Annotated in this window: 26 protein-coding genes; 16 read left to right on the top strand and 10 right to left on the bottom strand. The window is 73.0% G+C overall.

Annotation, left to right across the window (positions count from 1 at the left end):
- The first annotated feature begins 60 nt into the window (after positions 1-60).
- From FB474_RS12615 to FB474_RS21355, 6 genes are all read left to right on the top strand, one after another.
- Complete coding sequence (locus FB474_RS12615; RefSeq protein WP_141788968.1) at positions 61-597, top strand: pyridoxamine 5'-phosphate oxidase family protein; 537 nt, start codon at positions 61-63, stop codon at positions 595-597.
- Between the two features lie 147 nt (positions 598-744).
- Entirely contained in the window at positions 745-1,110 is a 366-nt protein-coding gene (locus FB474_RS12610) for a YraN family protein (protein ID WP_141789972.1), read from the top strand.
- Entirely contained in the window at positions 1,107-2,645 is a 1,539-nt protein-coding gene (locus FB474_RS12605) for a YifB family Mg chelatase-like AAA ATPase (RefSeq protein WP_141788967.1), read from the top strand. The genes FB474_RS12610 and FB474_RS12605 overlap by 4 nt, the downstream gene beginning before the upstream one ends.
- Complete coding sequence (gene dprA / locus FB474_RS12600; RefSeq protein ID WP_141788966.1) at positions 2,642-3,754, top strand: DNA-processing protein DprA; 1,113 nt, start codon at positions 2,642-2,644, stop codon at positions 3,752-3,754. Before FB474_RS12605 ends, dprA begins: the two co-directional genes overlap by 4 nt.
- 169 nt (positions 3,755-3,923) lie before the next feature.
- The gene (locus tag FB474_RS12595; RefSeq protein ID WP_246092166.1) at positions 3,924-4,865 is read left to right on the top strand and encodes a tyrosine recombinase XerC; all 942 of its coding nucleotides are present in this window, start codon (positions 3,924-3,926) and stop codon (positions 4,863-4,865) included.
- Entirely contained in the window at positions 4,862-5,686 is an 825-nt protein-coding gene (locus FB474_RS21355) for a DUF3152 domain-containing protein (RefSeq protein WP_342778123.1), read from the top strand. Before FB474_RS12595 ends, FB474_RS21355 begins: the two co-directional genes overlap by 4 nt.
- A 1-nt stretch (position 5,687) precedes the next feature.
- Here FB474_RS21355 and FB474_RS12585 read toward each other — a convergent pair whose 3' ends face one another.
- From FB474_RS12585 to FB474_RS12575, 3 genes are all read right to left on the bottom strand, one after another.
- Complete coding sequence (locus tag FB474_RS12585; protein ID WP_141788964.1) at positions 5,688-6,290, bottom strand: M23 family metallopeptidase; 603 nt, start codon at positions 6,288-6,290, stop codon at positions 5,688-5,690.
- 216 nt (positions 6,291-6,506) lie between these two features.
- Positions 6,507-7,685 (bottom strand): pyridoxal phosphate-dependent aminotransferase, encoded by a 1,179-nt coding sequence (locus FB474_RS12580; RefSeq protein WP_141788963.1) that lies wholly within the window; start codon positions 7,683-7,685, stop codon positions 6,507-6,509.
- 19 nt (positions 7,686-7,704) lie between these two features.
- Complete coding sequence (locus FB474_RS12575; RefSeq protein ID WP_141789970.1) at positions 7,705-8,934, bottom strand: MFS transporter; 1,230 nt, start codon at positions 8,932-8,934, stop codon at positions 7,705-7,707.
- Between the two features lie 346 nt (positions 8,935-9,280).
- Between FB474_RS12575 and rpsB the strand changes: the two genes are divergently transcribed.
- From rpsB to rlmN, 7 genes are all read left to right on the top strand, one after another.
- Positions 9,281-10,177 carry a 30S ribosomal protein S2 gene (gene rpsB, locus FB474_RS12570; RefSeq protein WP_141788962.1) on the top strand — a complete coding sequence of 299 codons (897 nt, stop codon included), beginning with the start codon at positions 9,281-9,283 and terminating at the stop codon, positions 10,175-10,177.
- Between the two features lie 91 nt (positions 10,178-10,268).
- Entirely contained in the window at positions 10,269-11,099 is an 831-nt protein-coding gene (gene tsf, locus FB474_RS12565) for a translation elongation factor Ts (RefSeq protein WP_141788961.1), read from the top strand.
- Positions 11,100-11,266: 167 nt separating this feature from the next.
- Entirely contained in the window at positions 11,267-11,635 is a 369-nt protein-coding gene (locus FB474_RS12560) for a nuclear transport factor 2 family protein (protein ID WP_141788960.1), read from the top strand.
- Positions 11,636-11,770: 135 nt separating this feature from the next.
- Positions 11,771-12,502, top strand: a complete 732-nt coding sequence (gene pyrH / locus FB474_RS12555; RefSeq protein ID WP_141788959.1) for a UMP kinase — start codon at positions 11,771-11,773, stop codon at positions 12,500-12,502.
- A 61-nt stretch (positions 12,503-12,563) separates the two neighbouring features.
- Positions 12,564-13,121: a ribosome recycling factor gene (frr, locus tag FB474_RS12550; protein WP_141788958.1), complete on the top strand. Its 558-nt coding sequence runs from the start codon at positions 12,564-12,566 to the stop codon at positions 13,119-13,121.
- A gap of 120 nt (positions 13,122-13,241) precedes the next feature.
- The gene (locus tag FB474_RS12545) at positions 13,242-14,174 is read left to right on the top strand and encodes a phosphatidate cytidylyltransferase (RefSeq protein WP_246092164.1); all 933 of its coding nucleotides are present in this window, start codon (positions 13,242-13,244) and stop codon (positions 14,172-14,174) included.
- A gap of 50 nt (positions 14,175-14,224) precedes the next feature.
- On the top strand, positions 14,225-15,382 hold the full coding sequence (rlmN, locus tag FB474_RS12540) for a dual-specificity RNA methyltransferase RlmN (protein WP_141788956.1): 1,158 nt from the start codon (positions 14,225-14,227) through the stop codon (positions 15,380-15,382).
- Between the two features lie 4 nt (positions 15,383-15,386).
- On the opposite strand, the gene FB474_RS12535 is transcribed toward rlmN, so the two are convergent.
- The 3 genes from FB474_RS12535 to FB474_RS12525 all read right to left on the bottom strand — a co-directional run bounded on the left by FB474_RS12535 (position 15,387) and on the right by FB474_RS12525 (position 17,904).
- A complete protein-coding gene (locus FB474_RS12535) occupies positions 15,387-15,911 on the bottom strand; it encodes a DUF1990 domain-containing protein (RefSeq protein ID WP_141788955.1) in 525 nt (174 codons plus the stop codon).
- Positions 15,902-16,996, bottom strand: coding sequence for an LOG family protein (locus FB474_RS12530; RefSeq protein WP_141788954.1), 1,095 nt, complete (start codon positions 16,994-16,996; stop codon positions 15,902-15,904). The genes FB474_RS12535 and FB474_RS12530 overlap by 10 nt, the downstream gene beginning before the upstream one ends.
- 386 nt (positions 16,997-17,382) lie before the next feature.
- Complete coding sequence (locus tag FB474_RS12525; protein ID WP_141788953.1) at positions 17,383-17,904, bottom strand: hypothetical protein; 522 nt, start codon at positions 17,902-17,904, stop codon at positions 17,383-17,385.
- Here FB474_RS12525 and FB474_RS12520 point away from each other — a divergent pair.
- A complete protein-coding gene (locus FB474_RS12520) occupies positions 17,894-19,621 on the top strand; it encodes an exo-alpha-sialidase (protein WP_141788952.1) in 1,728 nt (575 codons plus the stop codon). The two genes, FB474_RS12525 and FB474_RS12520, sit on opposite strands and share 11 nt — an antisense overlap.
- 4 nt (positions 19,622-19,625) lie before the next feature.
- On the opposite strand, the gene FB474_RS12515 is transcribed toward FB474_RS12520, so the two are convergent.
- Positions 19,626-20,033: a pyridoxamine 5'-phosphate oxidase family protein gene (locus tag FB474_RS12515; RefSeq protein ID WP_246092163.1), complete on the bottom strand. Its 408-nt coding sequence runs from the start codon at positions 20,031-20,033 to the stop codon at positions 19,626-19,628.
- Between the two features lie 110 nt (positions 20,034-20,143).
- Between FB474_RS12515 and FB474_RS12510 the strand changes: the two genes are divergently transcribed.
- Entirely contained in the window at positions 20,144-22,045 is a 1,902-nt protein-coding gene (locus FB474_RS12510; RefSeq protein ID WP_141788950.1) for a propionyl-CoA synthetase, read from the top strand.
- 33 nt (positions 22,046-22,078) lie between these two features.
- Here the strand turns inward: FB474_RS12510 and FB474_RS12505 are convergent, their stop codons facing one another.
- Together FB474_RS12505 and FB474_RS12500 are read right to left on the bottom strand one after the other, a co-directional pair.
- Positions 22,079-23,065, bottom strand: coding sequence for a hypothetical protein (locus FB474_RS12505; RefSeq protein WP_141788949.1), 987 nt, complete (start codon positions 23,063-23,065; stop codon positions 22,079-22,081).
- 91 nt (positions 23,066-23,156) lie between these two features.
- The gene (locus FB474_RS12500; protein WP_141788948.1) at positions 23,157-23,696 is read right to left on the bottom strand and encodes a GNAT family N-acetyltransferase; all 540 of its coding nucleotides are present in this window, start codon (positions 23,694-23,696) and stop codon (positions 23,157-23,159) included.
- Between the two features lie 180 nt (positions 23,697-23,876).
- On the opposite strand from FB474_RS12500, the gene FB474_RS12495 reads away from it, so the two are divergent.
- On the top strand, positions 23,877-24,296 hold the full coding sequence (locus FB474_RS12495) for a hypothetical protein (RefSeq protein ID WP_141788947.1): 420 nt from the start codon (positions 23,877-23,879) through the stop codon (positions 24,294-24,296).
- A 76-nt stretch (positions 24,297-24,372) separates the two neighbouring features.
- On the opposite strand, the gene FB474_RS12490 is transcribed toward FB474_RS12495, so the two are convergent.
- Positions 24,373-24,936 carry a GNAT family N-acetyltransferase gene (locus FB474_RS12490; protein ID WP_141788946.1) on the bottom strand — a complete coding sequence of 188 codons (564 nt, stop codon included), beginning with the start codon at positions 24,934-24,936 and terminating at the stop codon, positions 24,373-24,375.
- Positions 24,937-25,040 lie beyond the last annotated feature (104 nt).

Here is a 25,040-nt window from a genome sequence, read left to right as displayed (position 1 = left end):
GCCGGTCCACGGCCGGCGCGTGGGCTGCCACCTGTCGGCGACCGGGGTGATGATCGGGGCATGCTCGAGACACCCGCCGACCTCGACCGGCTGCAGGCCCTGCTCGACCGCTCCCATGCCGGTGCCGGGGGCCACCTGCGCGGCATCATCACCGACGAGCGCACGCTGACCGCCCGCGAGCTGACCGGGCTGCTCACCGGCATGCGCACGCTCGCCGTGGCCACGGTGACCGCCGCCGGGGAGCCGCGCATCAGCGGCCTGGACGGGCACCTGCTGCACGGGCGGTGGGTCTTCACCACCAGCGGCTCCGCGCACAAGGCGCACCACCTGCGGGCGCGCCCGGCGACCAGCGCGGCATACCTCGAGGGGGACGACCTGGGGGTGTTCACGCACGGCCACGTGGAGTTCCTCGGGCCGGACCACCCCGAGCGCGCGGAGGTCGAGGCGCACCTGACCGCCCACTACGGCAGCTCCCCGTCGAGCTGGGGCGAGGACATCGTCTACTGCCGGGTCGAGCCGACGTGGATGGTGGGTTATGCCTTCCGGCGCTCCGACCTGCTGGCCGTGCGCGGGGTCCCGGAGGACGCCCGCGGCTGATCCGGTTGTCCACATGGGGGGTCGCCGGTCGTCCCACCGTCCACAGGCCGCTCACCGGCCCTGTCGCCCGGTGGCCGGGGCGGCCAGCATCGGTGGCCGGAGGTGGTTGCCGTGGGGGCGACGGGGCAGGGGAGCGCGACCGGCGGCATGCCGCACCGGGTCGCCAGTGCGGTCGGTGCGTATGGCGAGCGGCTGGCCGCGCGCTACCTCACCGAGGCGGGGCTGGAGGTGGTCGACCGCAACTGGCGCTGCGACCAGGGCGAGATCGACATCGTCGCGCTGGACGGCGACTGCCTGGTGGTCTGTGAGGTCAAGACCCGACGCAGCACCGCGTTCGGCAGCCCCGTCGAGGCGGTGACCTGGCGCAAGGCGGCCCGGCTGCGCCGGCTCGCGGCGTGCTGGCTGGCCGACCACGAGGTCGGCGCCCGCGACGTGCGCATCGACGTCATCGGGGTGCTGCGCCCGCCGCGCGGCCCGGCCGTGGTCGACCACCTCGTGGGGGTGTGGGCATGACCCTCGGACGCACCCGGTCGGTCGCCCTGTCCGGCATCGAGGGTGCCATGGTCGAGGTGGAGGCCGACTTCGCGCAGGGGCTGCCGCAGTTCGCCGTGAGCGGCCTGCCCGACGCGGCCTGCAAGCAGTCCCCGGACCGGATCCGCGCGGCGGCGTCCAACTCCGGGGTGCCGGTGCCCCACCGCCGGGTCACGGTCAACCTGTCACCGGCCTCGCTGCCCAAGGCCGGCTCCGGCTTCGACCTGCCCATCGCCGTCGCGGTGCTCGCGGCCGCCGGCGCCCTGCCGGGTGGGGTCGTGGAGGAGGTGGTGCACCTCGGGGAGCTGGCCCTCGACGGCACCGTCCGTCCGGTGCGGGGCGTGCTCCCGGCCGTGCTCGCCGCCGCCCGGGCGGGGGTGCGCGAGGTCGTGGTCCCGGCCGCCAACGCCGCCGAGGCGGCCCTGGTGCCCGATGTCCGGGTCCACCCCGTGAGGTGCCTCGCCGAGCTGGTGCAGCGCTACGTCGTCCTCGGCCGGGGTGGCCGGCCCGAGGAGCCCGAGGTGGTGAGCGTGGCCGAGCCGGCCCTGGCGCCCCCGCCGGACCTGCGCGACGTCGTCGGGCAGGACGAGGCCCGCCTGGCGCTGGAGATCGCGGCGGCCGGCGGGCACCACGTGTTCATGGTCGGACCGCCCGGCGCCGGCAAGACGATGCTGGCCGAGCGCCTCCCCGGCCTGCTGCCGGAGCTGGAGCACGACCAGGCGCTGGAGGTCACGGCGATCCAGTCGGTGCTCGGCGTCCTCCCCGGAGAAGGAGCGCTCGTGCGCCGGCCACCGTTCGTCGCCCCGCACCACGGCGCCTCGATGCCCGCGATCATCGGCGGCGGCAGCGGGGTCATCCGCCCCGGCGCCATCAGCCAGGCCCACCACGGGGTCCTGTTCCTCGACGAGGGGCCGGAGTTCCGCACCAACGTGCTCCAGGCGCTGCGCCAGCCGGTCGAGGCCGGGCGGGTCGTCGTGGCGCGGGCCTCCGGGGTGGTGACCTACCCGGCGCGGTTCCAGCTGGTCATGGCCGCCAACCCCTGCCCGTGCGGGCTGGGGTTCGGCAAGGGCGCGGACTGCTCCTGCACGCCGATGGCGCGCCGGGCCTACCTCGGCAAGATCGCCGGTCCGGTCCTCGACCGGGTCGACCTGCAGCTGCCGGTGCGCGCGGTGACCCGGGCCGCCCTGGCAGGCGAGCCCGGCGAGCCCACGGCGGCAGTGGCCCTGCGCGTCGCGGCCGCCCGCGCGCTGCAGGCCCAGCGGCTGGCCGGCACCCCGTGGCGGCTGAACTCCCACGTCCCCGGCTCCGAGCTGCGGCGCGGGGCGCTGCGCCTGCCCGCCGCCGCGACCTCCGACCTGGACCGGGCGATCGACCGTGGCCTGCTGACCCTGCGCGGCTACGACCGGGTGCTGCGGCTGGCCTGGACCCTGCGCGACCTGGCCGGGGGCGGCTCGCCCACCCGCCAGGACGTCGGGCTGGCCCTGACGCTGCGGGCGCACGCGGCGGTGGCGGCATGAACGCCCCGGCGAGCAGCCTGCTCGACCAGGACCGGTTCGCCCGGGCGGCCTGGAGCCGGCTGGCCGAGCCCGGCGATGCGGTGGCGGTGTCGCTCGTCGCCCGGATCGGCGCGGTCGAGGCGCTGCGGGCCGTGCGTGAGCAGGCCCACCCGGCGCTGGAGCGGTTCGCCCCTCGCCTGGGTGTGCTGGACGTCGAGCGCGACCTGGAGGTCGGGGCCCGGTTCGGCGCAAGGGTCCTGTGCCCGGGCGACCCCGACTGGCCCACCGGGCTGGACGACCTGGCCGCACCGCCGTTCTGCCTCTGGGTGCGCGGCCCCGCAGACCTGGCGTCGGGCTGCCGACGCAGCGCGGCCATCGTGGGTGCCCGCAGCGCCACCGCCTATGGCGAGATGGTCGCCACCGACCTCGCGGCGGGCCTCGCCGAGCGCGGGTTCGTCGTGGTCTCCGGGGCGGCGTTCGGGATCGATGCGGCAGCCCACCGCGGTGTCCTGGCGGTCGAAGGCACCACCGTGGCGGTGCTCGCCGGTGGCGTCGACCGGCCCTACCCGGCCGCTCACGCCACGCTGCTCGGGCGCATCGTCGAGTCGGGTCTCGTGGTCAGCGAGGTCGCCCCCGCGTCGGCGCCGACGAAGTCCCGGTTCCTGCAGCGCAACCGGCTCATCGCGACGATGACGGTCGGCACGGTGGTGGTCGAGGCGGGACTGCGCTCGGGGTCGCTCAACACCGCCCGCCATGCCGCCGAGCACGGCCGGGTCGTGGCAGCGGTCCCCGGGCCGGTCACCTCGATGATGTCGGCCGGCTGCCACCAGGCGATGCGCGACGGCTACGCCGTGCTGGTGACCGACGCGGCCGAGGTCGCCGACGCGCTCGGGGACCTCGGCGCCGACTCCGCCACACGCCCCAGCGAGCCGGCCCGGCCCGGTGACGACCTCGACGAGCTCACCGCCCGGGTGCACGCCAGCCTGCCGGTGCGCCGCGGCGTGCCTGTGGAGCGGCTCGCCGTCGCCGGCGGCCTCTCCCCGGCCGAGGTGGCTGCCGGCCTGGGCCGGCTGGAGCTGCTCGGCCTGGCCGAGCGGCACGGGGAGGGCTGGCGCCAGCGGCGGTCGTGAGGCACCCGCCTCGGCGTCCCGGTCTGGATCACGGCGTGGCGTAGCGGTCCGCCGTCGTGGCATGACGCCCTGGTTGAGAGCTCGGGACCGGACGTCGCGGCCCGGCCGAGTCCGCGGCGCGCCGGTGGCGGTGTTTGCCCGGGCCGGCGTCGTTTGCCACGGTGGCGAGGTGTCCAGCAGCGAGCCGGAGCCGGGAGGAGATTCCGCAGCAGCGGACGACGCGGTCGAGGCCTTCGCGCGGCACCTGCGCTCGGAGCGGGGCCGCTCGGAGCACACCCAGCGCGCCTACCTCGGCGACGTGCGCTCGCTGCTGGGGTTCGCCACCGAGCGGGGGGTCACCGGGCTGGCGGACCTGCAGCTGGCCGACCTGCGGTCGTGGCTGGCGCACCTGTCCGAGTCCGGCGCGGCACGGTCGACGGTCGCGCGCCGGGCAGCGGCGGCCCGAGCGTTCCTGCAGTGGGCCACCCGCACCGGTCGGATCGCCACCGACCCCTCCCTGCGGTTGGCTGCCCCCAAGCGCTCCCGGTCCCTGCCCGCCGTGCTCAAGCCGACGGAGGCCACCGACCTCCTCGACGTCGCTGCCGTGGCCTCCGACGACGACGACCCGATCCACCTGCGTGACCGCGCCGCCCTGGAGCTGCTCTACGCCAGCGCCGTCCGGGTGGGCGAGCTCGTGGGCCTCGACATCGACGACGTGGACCTGGCAGCGGGCACCGTGCGGGTGCTGGGCAAGGGAGCCAAGGAGCGCGTCGTGCCGTTCGGTGACCCCGCCCGACGGGCGTTGCAGGACTGGCTGGACCGTGGCCGCCCGCAGCTGGTGACGCCCGAGAGCGGTCCGGCGCTGCTGCTCGGCCGCCGCGGCCGCCGCGCGGACCCGCGGCAGGTGCGCAGTGCCGTCCACGCCCTGCTGTCCCACGTCCAGGACGCCCCCGACCTCGGCCCGCACGGGCTGCGTCACAGCGCGGCCACCCACCTGCTCGAAGGCGGCGCCGACCTGCGCACGGTCCAGGAGATGCTCGGGCACGCCAGCCTGGCGACTACACAGATCTACACGCACGTCTCGGTCGACCGGCTGCGCCGGTCCTACGAGCAGGCGCACCCCCGTGCGTGAGCCCGCAGACGACCGCCCCCGGTCCCGTGGCGGGGTCGGGGGCCACCGCTCCGCGACCTCGGGCCCGTCCTCCCCGGCGCCGGCGCGACCAGCCGGCGTACGAGCCCGACCTCCCGCCGGAGATCCCCGACAGCCGGGCCGAGCCACGGAGCGCCCCGACCGGCCCGGCGTGTGGCGGGTCAGCCGCAGGGTGCGGTTGCGTCGGACGCTGTCAGCGGCGGCGGGACTGGTCATGGTCGCCCTCGCGGTCCTGCACCTCGACCCGTTCGGGGGCACCGGGGCACGGGACCGGCCGGATCCGGGTCGTGCCGGTGGCTGGTCCCGCCTCGGCGGCCACCGGGCGGACCGTGCGCTACACGGTCGAGGTCGAGGACGGCCTCGGCGTCGACGCGCGCACCGTGGCCGCAACCGTGCGCAAGGCGCTGCTGGACCGCCGCGGCTGGCAGACCAAGGACCTGGTCCGCTTCGTCAACGTCACCCCGGCGCAGTCAGCGGCGGGAGCCACGGTGGACATCCGGGTCACGCTGGCCAGCCCTGAGCTGACCGACCGGCTCTGCGCCCCGCTGCAGACGCGCTCGGAGGTGTCCTGCTGGAACGGCACCCGCGCGGTGCTGAACCTGCGGCGCTGGGTGCTCGGCGACGACAGCTTCGGCCGCGACGTGGCGCGCTACCGCATCTACCAGGTCAACCACGAGGTCGGGCACGGGCTGGGACATGGACACCAGACCTGCCCGCGCCGCGGCACGCCGGCGCTGGTGATGCAGCAGCAGACGATCACCCTCGGCGGGTGCCAGGCCTGGCCGTGGCCCACGCGGCCCTGACTCAGGGCAGCGGCAGCAGCACGGGACGCTGGTGGGTGAGCAGGGTCAGCGGGTCACGGTAGTCAGCCCCGAGCAGGGCGCCCCAGTGCAGGCACGCGCGGGGCGCGCAGTGGCCGGCGGTGGTGGCCACGACGCCCAGGCGGTCGCCGCGCCGGACCGGCCGGCCCACCGTGACGACGGGGCTCAGGGGCTCATAGGTGGTGCGCCAACCGCCGTGGTGCCGCACCGAGACCACGCCGCGCCCCGCGACGGTCCCGACGAAGGTCACCACGCCGTCGGCCGCAGCCAGGACCGGCTGGCCCGGCTGCGCCGCCAGGTCGACCCCACGGTGGCCCGCCGACCACTGGTGCTCCGGCCTGGTGAAGCCCCGCAGGACCGCCGGGCGTGGGCTCAGTGGCCAGCCCCACCGGGACAGCGGCCGGGAGCCGGGCTCCGGCACGGGCGCCGGGGGCGCGGCCACTGGCCGAACGGGGGAGTCCACCGCCCGTCGCGACACGACCGGGGCCGGGCTGCGCCCGGGCTCGCCCGGGGCCGCACGGGCCTGGGTGAGGACGGCGCCGAGGGCGGTGGGCAGCAGCAGGCCGAGGGCGATCGCGGTGCGCATGGGCCCCACCGTGGACCGGGCCGACGGCCGCGGGGACGGCCACCGGGCGACCTGTGGACGGTGGGACGAGCGCGATACCCCTTGTGGACAGCGCGGCCCGGCTCGGCCCGTCCGCAAGGAGGCGCCGCATCGAGCTGGACGTTGGTGTCCCTTCAGCGCCGCTGAAGGGGCACCAACGTCCAGCTCGATGAGGGGGAGAAGGCGACCGGATCGGGGTCAGGCGTGGATGGTCAGCCCCGACAGGCGGCGGACCGCCTCGTGCAGCACGTCGTCCCGCTTGCAGAACGCGAACCGGACCAGCGTGCGCGCCGCGTCGACGTCGTCGTGGAACACCGACACCGGCACGCCGACCACGCCGCACAGCTCGGGCATCCGCCGGCAGAAGTCCACCGCGTCGGTGACGCCCAGCGGTGCCGCGTCGGCTACCACGAAGTAGGTCCCGGACGGCCGCGCCACCGTCAGGCCGGCGCCTTCGAGGCCCTCGCAGAGCAGGCCGCGCTTGGCCTGCAGCGAGGTGGACAGCCCCGCATACACCTCGTCGGGCAGGTCCAGCGCGGTGGCGACCGCGGGCTGGAACGGGCCGCTTGCGACGTACGTGAGGAACTGCTTGACCGTGCGCACCGCGGTCACCGCCTCGGCCGGCCCGGTCAGCCAGCCGACCTTCCACCCGGTCGCCGAGAACGTCTTGCCCGCCGACGAGATCGTGAGGGTGCGCTCGGCCATTCCCGGCAGGGTGGCCATCGGCACGTGCTCGAGGCCGTCGAAGACCAGGTGCTCGTAGACCTCGTCGGTCACCACCCACGCGTCGTGCTCGCGGGCCAGCGCCGCGATGAGCTCCAGCTCGGCCCGGGTGAACACCTTGCCGGTCGGGTTGTGCGGGGTGTTGAGCAGCACCAGCCGGGTGCGGGGGGAGAACGCCGCGCGCAGCGAGGCCTCGTCGACGGCGAAGTCCGGGAAGCGCAGCACCGAGGTGCGCCGCTGCGCCCCGGCCAGGGCGATGGTCGCGGCGTAGGAGTCGTAGTACGGCTCGAACGTCACGACCTCGTCGCCCGGCTCGCACAGGGCCAGGACCGTGGCCGCGATCGCCTCGGTCGCCCCGGCGGTCACCAGCACCTCGGAGGACGGATCCACCGGTATGCCGTAGAACCGGCGCTGGTGCCCGGCGACCGCCGCCAGCAGCTCCGGCACGCCGGGGCCCGGCGGGTACTGGTTGCGCCCGGAGCGGATGGCGTCCACCGCGGCCTCGAGCATCACCTGCGGGCCGTCGGTGTCGGGGAACCCCTGCCCGAGGTTCACCGCGCCGGTGCGGGTCGCCAGGGCGCTCATCTCCGCGAAGATGGTCGTCCCGAAGCCCTGCATGCGCTCGATCAGGGGAGTGGCTGCCGGATGTCCCATGCCCGGCAGGCTAGGCCGCCTACGCCTCGACGGCACCCGCGTCCGCCTCGGCGTCGGAGTCCGCGTCGGCGTGGGCGATGTGGGCCAGCTGCCGCCATACCAGCGCCAGCGTCACCGCGGACCCCGCGAAGGCGAACCAGAAGGGGGCGGTCAGGCCCCACCGCTCGGCGATGACGCCGCCGAGCCCCTGCCCGACGACCAGCCCCAGGAACAGCCCGACCAGGTAGACGCTGCCGACCCGGCCCTGGAACTCCTGGGGCACCGCACGCTGGCGCACCGCCTGCGACAGCGTGCCCCAGACGAAGGCGTAGGCACCGAAGACGACCATGATCACGATGGCCACCCAGCCGGTCGTGGTCAGAGCCAGCGCCAGGTGGGTCAGGACCTCGAGCAGCAGGCACGCGCGCATGAGGGCGGCGAGCGGGACGCGGCGCTCCAGCCAGCCGTATCCGCCGGTCCCCACCAGGCCGCCCAGCGCGGCGGCCGTGGTAAGCAGGCCGAAGCCCACCTCGCCCATGTGCAGGTGCTCCAGGGAGTACAGGACGAGCACCGACCAGGCCGCGCCCCAGGTCACGTTGAACGCGAGGATGACCAGCGCGAGGGTGCGCACCGGCGCATGGCCCCGGATCCACCGCAGACCGTCGGCGATGTCGCGCCGCACGTGGGTGGCCGGGGTGTCCCGCACGGCGCCGCGCGGCGTCGCGATCCGGGAGACGAGCAGCACGCCCAGGGCCACGCACACGGCCTGGACGACGAACGGCCAGGCCATCCCGGCGGCGAAGAGGAACGCCCCGACCGGGGGACCCACGAGCTGGTTCATCGTCAGGTAGCCGGCCTGGAGCCGGGCGTTGCCGATGCCCAGGTCGTCCTTGGGCACGAGCATCGGCAGCAGCGTGCTGCTCGTGGTGTCCGCGAAGACCTCCGCGACGCCGTAGACGAACATCGTCACGAGCACCAGGGCGATGGACACCCGGCCGGTGACGATCGCCAGGCAGAGCACCCCGACCACGACGGCCCGCAGCAGGTCCGCGACCATGACGACGACGCGGCGGTCGAGCCGGTCCGCGATGGCGCCGGCCCACAGCCCGAACACCAGCCAGGGGAGGCGCTGCAGCAGCGCGGCGAGCGCCACGAGCACCGCGTTGCGGGTCTGCGAGGCGACGAGCAGGGGTCCGGCGGCCAGGGCGATCCCGTCGCCGATGTTGCTCACCCACGACGAGCCGAGCAGCCAGCGGAAGCTGCGGCCCATCCGTGGGGGCGCGACGACGTCCAGGGCTCGGCTCACGGGCCGCCAACCTACCGAGCCTCGCCCCCGTGGGCCCGCGGTTTTCCCGGTTCCTGGCGATTTCCTGATCCCTGCCCGCACCGCGTACGATGGCCGCACCACAGGTAGGCCCTTTGCCATGCCCGTGGAATTCGCGCGCTTCCCCGCCACCGCAGGCACCCGGCACACGCCGGTCCTGCACCGGGACGCACCTCGCAAGCGGTCCCGGCCTCACGGCCGGGTTCGGGGTGGGTCGGAGGCGCCAGGCACGTGAGCGGCAATCCCGTCGCGACCGTGGATAACCGGCACCGAACGAAAGAGAGACCTCGGCATGGCCGTCGTCACCATGCGCCAGCTCCTCGAGAGCGGCGTCCACTTCGGGCACCAGACCCGTCGCTGGAACCCGAAGATGAAGCGCTTCATCATGACGGAGCGCAATGGCATCTACATCATCGACCTGCAGCAGTCGCTGACGTACATCAACAACGCCTACGACTTCGTCAAGGAGACCGTCGCCCACGGCGGCACCATCCTGTTCGTCGGCACCAAGAAGCAGGCCCAGGAGCCGATCGCCGAGCAGGCGACGCGCGTCGGCATGCCGTACGTCAACCACCGCTGGCTCGGTGGCATGCTCACCAACTTCAACACCGTCAGCAAGCGCCTCGCGCGGCTGAAGGAGCTCGAGGAGATCGACTACAGCGACGTCGCCGGCTCCGGTCGCACCAAGAAGGAACTTCTCGTCATGAAGCGCGAGAAGGACAAGCTGGAGAAGACCCTCGGCGGTATCCGCAACATGTCCAAGGTCCCCTCGGCCGTGTGGATCGTGGACACCAAGAAGGAGCACCTCGCCGTCACCGAGGCGCGCAAGCTCAAGCTGCCGATCATCGCGATCCTCGACACCAACTGCGACCCCGACGAGGTCGACTACAAGATCCCCGGCAACGACGACGCCATCCGCTCGGTCACGCTGCTGACCCGCGTGGTCGCCGACGCCGTGGCCGACGGCCTCATGGCCCGCTCCGCCGCCAAGGGTGGCGAGGCTGCCGCTGACGGCACCGTCGCCACCGACGAGCCGCTGGCCGAGTGGGAGCGCGAGCTCCTCTCCGGTGACGCCGAGGGCGCTGCCGAGTCCACCGGTGCCGCCGAGGCCGCCGACGCCACCGCGCCGGCCGAGACCGCCGAGGCTGCCGAGACCGCCGCGCCGGCCGAGACCGACGCCAAGGCCTGAGCCTGAACCCCTGGTTGCCACGGCCGGGTCGGTGGGAGTCGTCCCACCGGCCCGGCCGACCACCGATCTGAGCAGAAAGAGCGATACAACGATGGCGAACTACACCGCCGCTGACATCAAGGCGCTGCGCGAGCAGACCGGCGCCGGCATGCTCGACGTGAAGAAGGCCCTCGACGAGGCCGACGGCGACCGCGCCAAGGCCACCGAGATCCTGCGCGTCAAGGGCCTCAAGGGCGTCACCAAGCGTGAGGGCCGCACCACCTCCAACGGCCTGGTCACCGCCAAGGCCGAGGGTGGCGTGGGCACCCTGGTCGAGGTCCTGTGCGAGACCGACTTCGTCGCCAAGGGCGAGAAGTTCATCGCCCTGGCCGACCAGGTGCTGCAGCAGGCCGTGCGCGTCGGTGCGACCGACGCCGACACCCTGCTCGACAGCGAGCTCGAGGACGGCAAGACCGTCAAGGCCCTCCTCGACGAGGCCAACGCCACCATCGGCGAGAAGATCGAGGTCAAGCGCCTCGCCCGCCTCGAGGGCCCGACCGTGGTGTCCTACCTGCACAAGACCAGCCCCGACCTGCCCGCGCAGATCGGCGTCCTGGTGGCCACCGACGGTGGCGAGGAGCAGGTCGCCAAGGACGTCGCGATGCACATCGCCGCGTTCAGCCCCACCGTGCTGACCCGCGACGAGGTCGACGCCGAGACGGTCGAGAACGAGCGTCGCGTCGCCGAGGCCACGGCCAAGGAGGAGGGCAAGCCCGAGGCCGCCCTGCCCAAGATCGTCGAGGGTCGCGTCAACGGCTTCTTCAAGGAGAACGTCCTGCTCGAGCAGCCGTTCGCCAAGGACGCCAAGAAGTCGGTCGGCAAGGTCCTCGAGGAGGCCGGCGCCACCGCCAAGGGCTTCGCCCGCTTCCGCGTCGGCAGCTGACGCAGCGCTTCACCCACCCGCCGGTATGCCGGTGGGTCACCGCGGCCCGGCCCCTCACCGAGGGTGCCGGGCCGCGGTGCCTCCCGGGCCGGGGGAGGAGCGCTCTGCGTGCCGCGCGGGCGCGCCTGGTGTGGACGCCGGGCCCGGGCGGGTGTTTGCTTCCGCCCATGAGTGACGCCGTGGACCCCAACACCGCGTGCCTCCTGCGGGACTGGCACGCCGCCGTCAACGCCAGGGACCTGTCGACCGTGCTGCGCCTGTGCACGTCGGACGTGGCCGTGACCGGCCCCCGTGGCACCGGCTCCGGCCAGGACCTCATGCGCGACTGGCTGGAGCGCAGCGGCATCCGCCTCAGGCTCGTCTCCCTCAAGGCCTTCGACGACGGGGTCCTCGCCGAGCAGGTGGCCTCGTGGCCGGCCGGGACCGGCGCACAGGAGCCCATGCCCTGCGTGACGGTCTTCCGCGTCCGGGACGGCAAGGTCTCGGCGGTGGAGCGCTACGAGAGCCTCGAGGCGGCCACCGCCGCCCGCACCTGAGCCGCCCCGCTGCCTCGCGGCGGCCGCCCGGGTGCGGCCACGGCATACCCGCTGGTGGGACGGGCCGCGTCGCGGCGCGCCCGCAGGCTGTGACAGGATCGACCGACCGCTGCATGACCATTTCCGGGAGGCCCCGTGTCCGACCTCAGCCCGCACCCGACCTACAAGCGGGTCCTGCTCAAGCTCTCCGGCGAGGTGTTCGGCGGCGGCAAGGTCGGTCTCGACCCCGACGTGGTGCGGGGCATCGCCGAGCAGATCGCCGAGGCCGTGCGTGAGGGCGTCCAGGTCGCCGTGGTCATCGGCGGCGGCAACTTCTTCCGCGGCACCGAGCTGCAGCAGAAGGGCATGGACCGCACCCGCGCCGACTACATGGGCATGCTCGGCACGGTGCTCAACTGCCTGGCCCTGCAGGACTTCCTCGAGAAGGAGGGCGTCGAGACGCGGGTCCAGACCGCCATCACGATGGGGCAGGTCGCCGAGCCCTACATCCCGCGCCGGGCGATCCGCCACCTCGAGAAGGGCCGCGTCGTGATCTTCGGCGCCGGCGCCGGCATGCCGTTCTTCTCCACCGACACCGTCTCGGCCCAGCGCGCCCTCGAGATCAAGTGCGACGCCGTGCTGATGAGCAAGAACGGCGTGGACGGCGTCTACACCGCCGACCCCCGCACCGACCCCGACGCGGTCAAGCTCGAGCGCGTCTCCTACCAGGAGGCACTCGTCAAGGGCCTGCGCGTCGTCGACGCGGCCGCGTTCAGCCTCTGCATGGAGAACAAGCTGCCGATGATCGTCTTCGGCATGGAGGGCGAGGGCAACGTGGCGCGAGCCGTCCGGGGTGAGAAGATCGGCACGCTCGTCACCGCCGACTGACCAGCCTGTCTTCCGGGCACGACGTGGCCCGCACCGCCGTTACACCGAATGAGGAGTCCTGATGCTTGACGAAACCCTGCTCGAGGCCGAGGAGAAGATGGAGAAGGCCATCGAGGTCGCCAAGGAGGACTTCGCCAGCATCCGCACCGGCCGGGCCAACCCGGCGCTGTTCACCAAGCTCCTGGTGGACTACTACGGCTCGCCGACGCCGCTGCAGCAGCTGGCCTCCTTCCAGACGCCCGAGGCGCGGACCATCCTCATCACCCCGTTCGACAAGTCGGCCATGCACGAGATCGAGAAGACACTGCGCGACTCCAACCTCGGCGTGAACCCCAACAACGACGGTGGGGTCATCCGGATCAACCTGCCGGAGCTGACCGAGGAGCGCCGCCGCGAGTACATCAAGCTCGCCCGGCACAAGGGCGAGGAGGCCAAGGTCTCCATCCGCAACATCCGCCGCAAGGCCAAGGAGGAGATGGACCGCCTGGTCAAGGACGGCGAGGTCGGCGAGGACGACGGCGTGCGGGCGGAGAAGGAGCTCGAGACCGTGACCAAGAAGTACGTCGACACCGTGGACAGCCTGCTCAAGCACAAGGAAGCCGAGCTGCTCGACGTCTGAGGGCGTGCCGCACCGGGTGCCATCGAGATGAACACCTCCCCGCCGTCGCGACGCGAGCGACGTGAAGCCGACGCGGCCGGGCCCACCAGGGGCCCGGGCCGCGCCGGTCGCCGTCGACCCGTGGAGAAGACCGAGGGCACCCCGCCCGCGCCGGCCACCGACCGGGACGCGGCCGCGAGCCAGGACGCCGCGAGCCAGCCGGCCGCGAGCCGGGCCGCCCGCAAGCAGCCCGCCGCGGGGCCGGGGAGGGCCGGGCGCAACCTGCCCGCCGCCATCGGCGTCGGCGTGGGCCTGGGCGCGGTCATCGTGGCGAGCCTGTTCATCCGCAAGGAGGCCTTCCTCGCCGTGGCGGTCCTGGCCGCCTGCACCGGGGTGTGGGAGCTCTCCCACGGCCTGTCCGCGGGCCGGATCCGGGTCCCGCTGCTGCCCAGCGTCGTCGGCGCCGCGACCATGGTGCTGGCCGCCTACAAGGGCGGGGGGCAGGCGCTCACGGTGGCCTTCGGGCTGACCTGTGTCGCGGTGTTGCTCTGGCGGGTCGCCGACGGCCTCGACGACGCGATGCGCGACATCGCCGGGGGCATCTTCGTCGCTGCCTACGTGCCGCTGCTGGCGGGTTTCGCGTCGCTGATGCTCGCCGAGCCCGACGGGCCCTGGCGGATCTTCGTCTTCGTGCTGGTCACGGTCTGCAGCGACGTCGGCGGCTACGCGGTCGGCGTGGTCCTGGGCAAGCACCCGATGGCGCCCTCGGTGAGCCCGAAGAAGTCCTGGGAGGGCTTCGCCGGATCGACGCTGTTCTGCGTCGTGGGCGGGATCCTCGGCGTGACGCTGGCGCTGCACGCGGCCTGGTGGGTGGGCGCCGTGCTCGGCCTCGCCGCGGTGGTCACCGCGACGCTGGGCGACCTCACCGAGTCGATGATCAAGCGCGACCTGGGCATCAAGGACATGGGCACCCTGCTGCCCGGCCACGGGGGCGTGATGGACCGGCTGGACTCGCTCCTGCTGGTCGCGCCCGTGGTGTGGGCGCTGCTCACGGCGTTCGTCCCCGCGCACTGACCCCCGCCGTGTTTGGCCGGTGCGCCGGCGGCTGAGAGACTGGGCCGGACATGTCGACCTCCCTGCCCGACCCCAGCACGCAGCGCCCCCGCCCGGGGCAGCTGACCTTCGCCGCACCCCGCCGGGGCAAGCCCCCGCAGCACCTCGCCGACCTCGCCCCGGCCGAGCGCAAGGCCGCGGTCGAAGCGCTGGGGCACAAGGGCTTCCGGGCCAAGCAGCTGTCCACGCACTACTTCGAGCGGCTGGTCGACTCCCCGGAGGACATGACCGACCTGCCCAAGGCGATCCGTGACGACCTGGTGGCCGGGCTGCTGCCGCAGCTGATCACCCCGGTCCGCACCGTCACCGCCGACGAGGGCGCGACGGTCAAGTCCGTGTGGCGCCTGCACGACGGAGCGCTCGTGGAGAGCGTGACCATGCGCTACCCCAACCGGGTCACGATCTGCGTCTCCAGCCAGGCCGGCTGCGGCATGAACTGCCCCTTCTGCGCCACCGGCCAGGAGGGCCTGACCCGCAACATGTCCACGGCCGAGATCGTCGAGCAGATCGTGGCTGCGGCCCGCTCGCTGCGCCGCGGCGAGGTGGCCGGCGGGAGCGAGGACGCCCCGCTGCGGGTCAGCAACGTCGTGTTCATGGGCATGGGGGAGGCCCTGGCCAACTACAAGGCGGCCATCGGCGCGATCCGTCGGCTCACCGACAAGGCCCCGGACGGCCTGGGCATGTCCGCCCGCGGCATCACCATGTCGACGGTCGGCCTGGTGCCTGGCATCGACAAGCTCGCCGCCGAGGGCATCCCGGTCACGCTGGCGCTGTCGCTGCACGCCCCCGACGACGAGCTGCGCAACGAGCTCGTGCCGATCAACACCCGCTGGAAGGTCGACGAGGCGCTCGACGCGGCCTACCGCTACTTCGAGGCGACCGGCCGCCGGGTCAGCATCGAGTACGCCCTGATCAAGGACATCAACGACCACGCCTGGCGCGCCGACCTGCTCGGCGACAAGCTCAACGCCCGGGGCCGTGGCTGGGTGCACGTCAACCCGATCCCGCTCAACCCCACCCCGGGGTCGAAGTGGACCGCCTCCCGCAAGGGTGTCGAGCAGCAGTTCGTCGAGCGCCTGCGCGCCCACGGCATCCCGACCACGATCCGCGACACCCGGGGCAGCGAGATCGACGGCGCCTGCGGTCAGCTGGCCGCCGCCACCGCCTGAGCGCTCAGCCCTCTGCCAGCCGCCGCAGGGTGGCGGCGTAGCGCCGGAGCGCGACCCGCTGCAGCCCGCGCGTCAGCGGCGGGACGGCGCGGGAGTACCACCGGGCGCCCCGGCTGAACGCGCTGATCGTGAACCGGACGGTCCCGTCGACGTCCTCGAGCAGGAACGCCTCCTCACCCGCCTCGGGGTGCCCGGGCAGGGTGCCGTAGGCGAACCCGGCCCGCCCCGGCCCCTCGAGTGCCCAGACCACCCGGCACGGGATGTCGAGCCCGAGCGGGCCGATACCGAGCCGGCCCAGGGTCTCCACGCCTTCGCCCGCCCGGCCGGCGGTCGCCTGCAGCGGGAGCCCGAAGTCGGCGTGCATCCGCCACGTCATGAGGGCCTCGACCGCGCGGTCGAACGCGCCCGGGCTGGTGCCGATGAGCGAGGTGACCCTGGCGCGGTGGAAGCCGGCGGGGGCGGACCCGTCCGCGGTCCCGCCGACGCCGGGGTAGGTGAACGGCGCGCCGGCCAGTTGGCTCAGCTCCATGGCGCGGCCAGGATCGCGACGGCCTCGTCCGGGTCGTCGACCAGGTGCACCACCGAGCCCATGGCGCGCCCGTCGCCGAGCGCCCGCAGCGCCGGCCAGACCGGTATGCCGTCGGTCCAGTGCTCGCGCCCGACCAGGACCATCGGGGGCGGCTTCGCGGTCCCGGCGTAGTAGAGCCTCGTGGCGGCCTGGAACACCTCCTGCACCGTGCCCGCGGCCCCGGGGAGGATCACCAGCCCCGCGGTGCAGCGGGCCAGCAGGCCGTCCTCGCGCAGGGCGTTGCTGAAGAACTTGGCCACCCCGTCGCAGAACACGTTGGGCGGCTCGTGGCCGTAGAACCAGGTCGGCAGGCCGACGCTGCGCACCGGGGCGCCCTCGGCGGGGGCCACGTCGTCGCGCACGGCCAGGCCGGTCCGGGCCCAGGCCGCCACGTCGGCGGCGAAGCCGGGCACCTCGGCGAGCCGGTGCTGGGCCGCCTCGAGCACCCCCGAGTCCCGGCAGAAGGCGCCGAGGTTGGCCGCCTCCATCGCGCCCGGGCCGCCGCCGGTGGCCACGACCAGCCCGGCGGCCGCCAGGGCGTGCCCGAGCCGCACGGCCGCCGCATAGTCGGCGCTGCCGCGCGTCACGGCGTGCCCGCCCATGACGCCCGCCACGGGCAGTCCGTCGAGCAGCTCGTCGAGGGCGTCACCCATGGAGTCGTCGTGGACCGCCCGCAGCAGGGTGACGAACACGTCGCTGCGGACCCGGGCGTCCTGGTACCACGCGTAGGCGCGCGCGTCGGGGGTGGCGGCATAGCCGTCACCGGCCAGGCCGGCATACAGCTCGTGCGGGCTGTAGAGCTGGGCCCGGTAGGGGTTGATCGGGGCGTGCGGGTCGGTAGGGAACAGCAGTGCGCCGTGCGAACGCAGGTGCGCCTCCAGCGCCGGGGTGAGCCGGCCGCCGAGCACGACCAGCCCCTCGAGGTCGGTGTGCCCCAGCAGCGCGGCCTCGCGTCGTCGCAGGTCGAGGTCCTGCAGCCGCAGCCCCCGCAGCGGCGTGCCTTCGGTCAGTGCCCTGTCCAACGCGGCGAGCGTCTCAATCTCCACGTGGTCATTCTGACGAATGGTGCGAAAGTGGCTGACGGTGCCTGTATGCTCAGTCACAGCGCAGCCCAGGGGGGCGCGATGTGCGGTGTAGGGCCGCTTAGGGGATGGTGGGCCGCTGGCCCCCCGATGGAGGGTTCTTCAACCGTGCACGTTCGTCGCGTCCTTGCTGCCTCAGCAGCCGCAGGAGTCCTGCTCACCACGTTCGCGGTCAAGGCTCTGGCTGATGGTTCGGTGACTGGTGTCGGGGTCGGTGGGTCCAGCACGGTGGCGTCCAACCAGGTCAACGTCGGGGCGCCCGGTGTGACCAGTGGACTGATCCAGTTTCCCTACGCGGCGTCGTTCCCCTCCGCGACACACGGACGAGGGCCGCGCGTCGTCCTCATCTCCTACAACCAGAACGTCGACAGCAGCAGCAACGACGAGCAGATCCACACGCTGCGCTCGACGGACGGGGGCGCGCACTTCGCGACGGTCTCGACCGATGTCCCGTTGACCACGTTCGCCAAGCTCGGCGACGGTTCGTTGCTCTCGGTGAACTTCCGCACGGCGCGCCCGTTGGAGGCCCCGCCGGGACCGGTCGACACGACCACGCCCCCCACCGAGACGCCCACCGCGCCGGACGGTCCGACGCCCACGAGCGACACTGCGTCGCCCACGAGTGACACCGCGTCGCCCACGAGCGACACTGCGTCGCCCACGAGTGACAACGCGTCGCCCACGAGTGACAACGCGTCGCCCACGAGCAGTAGCGCGTCTCCCACGAGTGACACCGCGTCGCCCACGAGCAGTAGCGCGTCTCCCACGAGCGGTACCGCGACGACGGGCACCCCGACGCCCACCAAGACGTCGACGTCCTGCTTCGATGACGAGTCGACCGACGCCAAGCCCGCGACGACCGTGTTCACCACGACGTCATGGACCTCCCCGGACGACGGGGCAACCTGGTCGTCACCCCGACTGGGCACGCTGACCACGACCACGCCGATGCGCTTCGTCTACTTCCACCGCAGCCTGGTGGTCGGCCTGCACGGCGACCTGCTGACCACCGTGTACGGGTGCGACGAGCACAGCCAGCGCTACCGCACCCTCCTCGCACGCAGCGTGGACGGTGGGCTGAACTGGAGGATCTCCGCGCTGATCGCGGATGAGGGGACCAGCAACGAGGGCCGCTCGGAGCCGACCATGGTGCGGGCGTCCAACGGCGACCTGGTCGCGGTGATCCGGCAGGCGGCCCCCGTCAACCCGGCCGTCTGCGCCGGTTCGCGTCAGGGTGCCAGCCTCGTCATCACGCGGTCCACCAACGACGGGGCCACCTGGTCGACCCCGGTCCCGCTCCCGGGCGCCGGCCTGAGCCCCGACAACGCCTCCAGCGCCGACCCGCAGCTGCAGATGATGCCCACCGGCGCCATGGTGCTCAGCTACGGACGCCCCTGGACCCGCCTGCTCGTCTCCGAGGACGGCACCGGTCGCAGCTGGTCAGACCTGGCGCTGACCGACCAGGGCATCTCCAGCGGCTACACCAGCATCGTGCCGCTCGACGCCCGTCGGGTGCTGCTGGTCGGGGACAAGGGTTCCAACTGGTGCTTCGCCAAAGACAGCGGTGCCCACCAGGTCGGCGTGTGGACCAAGTCGGTCGAGCTGCGCCCGTCCGACACCCGTCGCATCGACCTGCAGAGCCGCTACCTCAACGGCACGCTGCCGGTGACGACCGACATGTCCGACGAGACGAGTTCCGAGTCGGGGCCGGCTGCCGTGTTCGACGGCAGCGTCGACCCCGACGCCGGGGCCGTTGCCCCCGGACGCACCGGGACGTTCACCATCGACCTCGGGGGCACCAACGTGCTGACGGGGGCGTCCCTGGCGCTCCCGGACGCCGGCCAGTCCGCTGCACTGGACCTCTCGAACGACGGCCAGACCTGGCGAACGGTCGCCGGCTGGGTGTCTGCCGGGAACTACGCCTACCTCACAGACCGCGGCTTTGCGGCCGCTTCCGCGCGCTTCGCGCGGGTCCGGGTGACGAGTCCGAACGGCCCGACCCGGCTGGCCGAGCTGGAGCTGCGCACCAACGCGAGCACCTTCGAGGATGACCTGGTCGGTCACGCTCCACAGGGTTTCGTGACGCTTCCCGCCGGCCTGCCGCGGGTCGCCGTCGTGGGCGGCGGTGCGGGCATCTCCAGCGAGCGTGCCGTGCGTCTGAACGACATCTCGAGCAAGGAGTACCCGGTGATGGCCATGGGCCTCCCGGCCAAGACCACCCGCAACCTGGAACTCGCCCTGCGGTCGAACCGTGTCGCGAGCGCGTTCCTCATCTCCCTTGACGGTCGCAAGGGCACGGCATACCAGCGGGCACTGCACCTCGGTGTCTTCCCGGACGGGAGCCTGCGCCGCTGGACCGGGACGAAGTGGGTCAACCTGTCCGGCGCTGGCCTGGTCAAGAGCACCGGCTGGGCAGGCGTGCGGATCAACGCGACCACCTCGGGCGCAAATGTCTACGTCAACGGCCGGCTGTTCTCCCGGGTCCCGTTGACGCCGGGGACGACGGCCTTCACCGGGATCCAGGTCTCTTCAGGTGGCACCGCACCGGTGGGCGACGACATGTTCATCGACCAGTGGCGAGCCAGCTGACGAGCTAGGTTCGACGCGCGGGGCGCTCGACCAGGCCGAGCACGCGGTCGACCGTGACCTCGAGCACCACGCGCCGGGGGTTCTCCCGCGGCTCGCGGTAGCGGACGGCATACCGGCGCTCGGCGTCGCGGACCGACGCCGCGTCGGTGAGGACGCGCACCGGGCCCTCCAGCGACAGCCAGCGCCACCCGTCGACCTGGCACAGCACGGCCCGGCCGGAGGTGGCGTTGCGCGCCTTGCGGCTGGTGCCGCTGGTGATGATGCGGGCGACGCCGGCCCCGGGGTCCCAGGTGAAGCCGACCGGCACGACGTGCGGGCTGCCGTCCGGGCGCAGGGTGGTCAGGGTCGCGAGGTGGCGCTCGGCGAGGAAGGCGAGCGCGGCCTCGGGCAGGGCGCGGGGGTGCAGGGCCACGGGCGTCAGCCTTGCAGACGGTCCGGCCGCCCCGCGTGAGGCCTGGCCCCCGGCGGCGTCGGGCCCTCCGGCAGGTGGCCGGACGGCTGGTCGCGGGCGAGGATGGCGCCATGACCGACGGTGCATACGCTCAGGCCTACCGGCGCAGCCTGGAGGACCCGGACGGCTTCTGGGGCCGGGCCGCGCGCGACATCGACTGGATCACGCCGCCGAAGCGGGTGCTCGACGACGACCGGCCGCCGTTCTACCGGTGGTTCACCGGCGGCCGCCTGAACACCTGCTTCAACGCCCTCGACCGGCACGTCATCGCCGGCCGGGCCGAGCAGCCCGCGCTTCACCACGTCAGCCCGGTCACCGGCACGACCCGGACGCTGACCTATGCCCAGCTGCTCGACCTCGTCGCCCGGTTCGCCGGGGCGCTGCGCGGCCTGGGTGTGGGCAAGGGCGACCGGGTGGTCATCTACATGCCGATGGTCCCCGAGGCCGTCGTCGCGATGCTGGCGTGCGCGCGGATCGGCGCGGTGCACTCGGTGGTCTTCGGCGGGTTCGCCCCGGCCGAGCTGGCCGCCCGGATCGAGGACGCCGAGCCGAAGGTGGTCGTGGCCGCCTCGTGCGGCATCGAGCCCTCCCGGGTGGTGGAGTACAAGCCGATGCTCGACGCGGCGATCGAGCGCTCGTCGCACACGCCGGAGCACGTGGTGGTGCTCCAGCGTCCGCAGGCCGAGGCCGCCATGGGGGAGCGCGACCTCGACTGGGCCATGCTCATGCACCCCGACGCCACGGCCCCGGCCGGCTGCGTGCCGGTCGAGGCGACCGACCCGCTCTACGTCCTCTACACCTCTGGCACGACCGGGCGGCCCAAGGGGATCGTGCGCGACAACGGGGGCCACGCCGTGGCGCTGCGGTGGTCGATGACCAACATCTTCGGGGTGCGCCCGGGGGAGACGTGGTTCACCGCCAGCGACGTGGGCTGGGTGGTCGGCCACTCCTACATCGTCTACGCCCCGCTGCTGACCGGCTGCACGACCGTGCTCTACGAGGGCAAGCCGGTCGGCACACCCGACGCCGGGGCGTTCTGGCGGGTCGTGTCCGACTACGGCGTCTCGGCGATGTTCACCGCGCCCACCGCGATCCGGGCGATCAAGAAGGAGGACGCGGCCGGGGCGCTGTTGGCCGGGCACGACCTGTCCTCGTTGCGCACCCTGTTCCTCGCGGGGGAGCGGCTCGACCCCGACACCTACGCCTGGGCCAGCGAGCGGCTCGGGGTGCCGGTGGTCGACAACTGGTGGCAGACCGAGACCGGCTGGCCGATCGCGGCCAACCCCCGCGGCCTGCAGCCGCTGCCGATCAAGCCCGGCTCACCGAGCGTGCCTGTGCCCGGGTATGCCGTGCAGGTGCTCGACGAGCGCGGCGCACCGGTGCCGCCCGGCGTGGAGGGGGCGATCTGCCTGAAGCTGCCGATGCCCCCCGGGACGCTGCCGACCCTGTGGGGGGACGACGAGCGCTACGTCGCGTCGTACCTGTCGGCCCACGCGGGCTACTACCTCACCGGCGACGGCGGCTACGTCGACGAGGACGGCTACCTGTTCGTCATGGGTCGCACCGACGACGTGCTCAACGTGGCCGGTCACCGCCTCTCGACCGGGTCGCTGGAGGCGGCGCTGGCCGGTCACCCCGCAGTGGCCGAGTGCGCGGTGATCGGCGTGGTCGACGAGCTGAAGGGCCAGGTGCCCCGGGCGCTGGTGGTGCTCAAGGCCGGTGTCGACGTGTCCGCCGAGGGTGCACGAGAGGCGCTGGAGGCCGAGCTGGTGAAGCGGGTGCGGGACGAGGTGGGTCCGGTCGCGGCGCTGCACCAGGTCGACATCGTCCCCGCGCTGCCCAAGACCCGCTCCGGCAAGATCCTGCGCAGGACGATGCGGGAGATGGCCGACGGCGGGAGCCCGGCGGTGCCCAGCACCATCGAGGACGCGTCCGTCCTGGATGCGCTCGCGCCGGTGCTGCGGGGGGACTGAGGCCAGGCGGGTCTGCAGAGCCCGACGGCTGTCTCAGCCCGGTGCGTCCCACCAAGTCAGGACCCGGGTCGCCCGCAACGTGTTCCACCGGCTCGGGCGGCCGTCGCCCTGCTCGAGCTCGACGTGGACCGCGCCGGGATGGGTGTTCTCGAGCAGCCAGGTGCCGTCGTCCTGTCGCTTGCGGCGGACGAGCTCGATTGCCTCACCCAGGTGCGGGTCCCTGACGTCGGACCGGCGGAAGTACTCCAACGCCCGGAGGACGTCGTACTGCCACCGGGTCGGGAACGAGAACCCCAGCCAGGCCCCGACAGCCACCTCGCCGGTGCTCCTGCGGCGGAACAGCGACCGGTCGAGCAGGTACTGCTCACCGCGGCGACGGGCGGCGCGCAGCTCCTCCGACCCGCCGGTTGCCCCCTCGTACTCGAGCAGGCCCTCGAGGACGTTGATCGTCGACGCGAACGAGGACACGGTCGAGCCCTGCTCGGTGCCGCAGTTCCATCCACCGTCGTCGAGCTGGTCGGTGAGAAGGCGGGCGACGAGGTCGTCGACGTCGGCACCGAAGTAGGCGCCCAGGGTCACCGTCCGTCCGTTGATGCACGGCTCGACCTCACCGGTGAAGAAGGGCTTGTCGTTGTACTCCCATCGGCAGTTCGCCGCGACCAGTGCGGTCATCTCGCGGGCGGTGCCGGTGCTCGGGTCGAGCCCGAAGTCGTAGAGCTCCATCATGGCCGGCAGCGTCGCGGTCCATGGCTGGTGGCCGGCCGGCGGTGGTTCGCCACGGCCCGGGAAGCACGCACCACCCATCCACTGGCCGTCCGGGTCCCGTGCGGCGAGCAACCGGGCGCCCCAGCCCTCGGTCGCCACGCGGGCGCGTTCCGCGGCCACCTCGGCAGCCGGCGCGTCGGTCAGGTCGCGCAGGACCTGCCAGCGGATCGCGGGGTCGGAGTCGAGCAACCAGCCCAGCGGAGCCGTCGTCACGTGCGGCGTGCCGATGCCCGTGTCCAGCGCGTTCTCATCCATGGTCGTCAATGTAGGGCGGGTTCCGGACGGTGTGCGGCCGAAACAGCCGTCCGGGCCGATGACCCAGCGGCGTGCTCGCGGGTCTCTGTGCTCAGGCAGGCGGCGTGACCGGGGACCGCAGGCCGAGCCACTGCTCGGCGTCCCAGGCGTGGAACCGCTCCACCTCGGTAAAGCCCAGCTTTGCCGCGAGGCGCATCGAGGCGACGTTGGCGGCCTGGGTGGTGAGCACCACCGGCTCGCCGGGAAGGACACCGTCGAACCATTTGAGTGCCGCCGCGCACGCCTCGACGGCGTACCTACGTCCCCACACCTGTGGCAGGAACAGGTAGCCGAGATCGGCCTTTCCCACGGCAGCCGGGCGACGGTGCGCCGTTGCTCTCCTGAGCAGGATCTGGCCGATCATCGCTCCCTCGAGGTCGACGACGAAGCTCCCGGGCCACCGCTCGGGTGTCTCGGGCAGCTCGCGCTCGAGCACGTCACGCGACCGGGGTCCGCCGAGGTAGGTGTGCACCTCTGGCGAGGCCAGCAGCTCGATGAACGTCGCACGGTCCCGGGCCTCGGGCTCGCGGAGGACGAGCCGCTCGGTGGTGATCGGGGGCGGTGGCCAGGCGACGGGTCCGAGCTCGGTCACGGTGGGCAACCTACCCGGGGAATCCGGCTCTCGCCCCAAGGCTCACCGGGGCGCGACGACGACGGCTAACCACACGTCTCTTCCAGCCGCGAAGAGTGACGCCCTGACCCCAAGCGAAGAACGAGGTCCGGAACGGCCGAGTTCAGTGCGGTGGAGAGCGTCGTCGGCGATGCTGGCGCCGTGACGGGGATCGAGATGGGGGTGCAAGGGCACAAGCTGCTGCCCTACGAGCGACGTTGGATCCGGCGCCGTGTCGCGAAGGACCCCAAGACGGTCGGCGCAAGCGGAGGGCCCGAGGCGGAGCGAGTTCTTCGGCTGGCGTCGCTTGCCAACTGGATGATGCTGCGCAACCTCGCGCTCGTGGTGATGGTGATTGCGTTCGCGATGGCCGCGATCACGAGTGCGCACGGCGGTCCGCTCGAGCCCAGCGGGACGCCGATGCACGCGTGGGAGATCGCATTCACGGTCGCCTGGTGGCTGCTGATCGCCGCGTGTCTGTTGTTTCTCATATTGGGGATCGCGCGCCGGGTGCAGGCGTCGCGTGCGGCTCGCCCAACCCCGGGCGTCGACGAGTTGCCCGGCCAGCCGAAGGCAGACTGAACTGGCGGGGATGTCGGTTGACGGCTTGCTGTGACGCACGGTCAAGCCGCATTCCGCGCGGGCTACCTCTCCTGCATCAGAGCGTGCTCGCCTCGTGCTCCAGGACTCCCATGATCACGTCGTCGTGCCATCTGGCGTCTACGTAGGCGGCCTCGCGCTCGAGTCCTTCCTGGACAAAGCCGCACCTGAGATAACAGCGGATAGCCCGGGTGTTGTATGCCAGGACTCGGAGATCGATCCGGTGCAACCTCAGTTCACCGAATCCGTACCGGAGGACTGCCTGGGTGACTTCCGTGCCCAGACCGATGCCCAGTCGGCGAGAGTCGAGCAGCCCTACGGCATACCGTGCTCGCCTGTCAGTTGCATCCAGTCCGTGCAGTCTGGCCGTGCCGATGAACTCTCCCTCGAACTCAATCGCCCAGTGCAGCGGGTTGGAGTCGGTGCTGACCGCCTCGTACCAGGCGGTCGCGTCCTCCAGCGGCATGGGGACCGGTTCCCTGAAATCAGGAGACCCGCCGAACATCCGGACGATCTCGGGGTCCTTGCCGCATCGCACTCGACCGTCAACGTCCTCGGGCCGGAACGGTCGCAGCACCGCACGAGGGGAGTGCAGGCGGGGGGTCCGCTCTGGGACGATCATGACGTCATCATGTCGCGAAGCGGTTCAGCGAACGTCCTGACATGCCGCGAAGACTGACGACCTGAACTGTCCCTGGGCGTTGGCCTCTGGACGAGGTGTTCCGT

Source organism: Oryzihumus leptocrescens (assembly GCF_006716205.1).
GTDB lineage: Bacteria > Actinomycetota > Actinomycetes > Actinomycetales > Dermatophilaceae > Oryzihumus > Oryzihumus leptocrescens.
This window is presented reverse-complemented; position numbering and strand designations above follow the sequence as displayed.

What these genes read in the sequence shown, in the direction of transcription:
- FB474_RS12615 (WP_141788968.1), top strand. Translation starts at nt 61, where the DNA reads ATGCTCGAGACACCCGCCGACCTCGACCGGCTGCAGGCCCTGCTCGAC.
- FB474_RS12610 (WP_141789972.1), top strand. Translation starts at nt 745, where the DNA reads ATGCCGCACCGGGTCGCCAGTGCGGTCGGTGCGTATGGCGAGCGGCTG.
- FB474_RS12605 (WP_141788967.1), top strand. Translation starts at nt 1,107, where the DNA reads ATGACCCTCGGACGCACCCGGTCGGTCGCCCTGTCCGGCATCGAGGGT.
- dprA (WP_141788966.1), top strand. Translation starts at nt 2,642, where the DNA reads ATGAACGCCCCGGCGAGCAGCCTGCTCGACCAGGACCGGTTCGCCCGG.
- FB474_RS12585 (WP_141788964.1), bottom strand. Translation starts at nt 6,290, where the DNA reads ATGCGCACCGCGATCGCCCTCGGCCTGCTGCTGCCCACCGCCCTCGGC.
- FB474_RS12580 (WP_141788963.1), bottom strand. Translation starts at nt 7,685, where the DNA reads ATGGGACATCCGGCAGCCACTCCCCTGATCGAGCGCATGCAGGGCTTC.
- FB474_RS12575 (WP_141789970.1), bottom strand. Translation starts at nt 8,934, where the DNA reads ATGGGCCGCAGCTTCCGCTGGCTGCTCGGCTCGTCGTGGGTGAGCAAC.
- rpsB (WP_141788962.1), top strand. Translation starts at nt 9,281, where the DNA reads ATGGCCGTCGTCACCATGCGCCAGCTCCTCGAGAGCGGCGTCCACTTC.
- tsf (WP_141788961.1), top strand. Translation starts at nt 10,269, where the DNA reads ATGGCGAACTACACCGCCGCTGACATCAAGGCGCTGCGCGAGCAGACC.
- FB474_RS12560 (WP_141788960.1), top strand. Translation starts at nt 11,267, where the DNA reads ATGAGTGACGCCGTGGACCCCAACACCGCGTGCCTCCTGCGGGACTGG.
- frr (WP_141788958.1), top strand. Translation starts at nt 12,564, where the DNA reads ATGCTTGACGAAACCCTGCTCGAGGCCGAGGAGAAGATGGAGAAGGCC.
- rlmN (WP_141788956.1), top strand. Translation starts at nt 14,225, where the DNA reads ATGTCGACCTCCCTGCCCGACCCCAGCACGCAGCGCCCCCGCCCGGGG.
- FB474_RS12535 (WP_141788955.1), bottom strand. Translation starts at nt 15,911, where the DNA reads ATGGAGCTGAGCCAACTGGCCGGCGCGCCGTTCACCTACCCCGGCGTC.
- FB474_RS12510 (WP_141788950.1), top strand. Translation starts at nt 20,144, where the DNA reads ATGACCGACGGTGCATACGCTCAGGCCTACCGGCGCAGCCTGGAGGAC.
- FB474_RS12505 (WP_141788949.1), bottom strand. Translation starts at nt 23,065, where the DNA reads ATGGATGAGAACGCGCTGGACACGGGCATCGGCACGCCGCACGTGACG.
- FB474_RS12490 (WP_141788946.1), bottom strand. Translation starts at nt 24,936, where the DNA reads ATGATCGTCCCAGAGCGGACCCCCCGCCTGCACTCCCCTCGTGCGGTG.